Source organism: Jeotgalibacillus sp. ET6 (genome assembly GCF_029667115.1).
Taxonomy (GTDB): domain Bacteria; phylum Bacillota; class Bacilli; order Bacillales; family Jeotgalibacillaceae; genus Jeotgalibacillus.
Window position 1 is genome coordinate 1 of record NZ_JARUIU010000237.1, and the last position, 244, is coordinate 244.

Genomic DNA, 244 nt, shown 5'->3' on the forward strand with positions numbered 1-244 from the left:
GAAGAATGGCATATTAATCCGGAAGTCCGGAAAAGCAGAGAAGAACTGGACAAAATTCTGGCAGATGACTTTTTAGCTTCACTTATATCGTTCAAAAGAGAAAAAGTTCTTTACCTTTTCACGCTTCAACAGCATTTCTGCTGCTTTTTTTCCAATTTGATAAATAGGCTGCTGCATAGTGGTTAATTCCGCATTTAAAATTTAATTTTAAAAAGTGCTTGACCATTCTGAGTTATATTGATAT

1 pseudogene is annotated in these 244 nt (G+C 34.0%); it reads left to right on the plus strand.

Annotated features, from left to right (window positions below):
- Positions 1-186 (plus strand): annotated as a pseudogene (locus P6709_RS20220) (hypothetical protein); the annotation flags it as partial.
- Between the last annotated feature and the right edge of the window lie 58 nt (positions 187-244).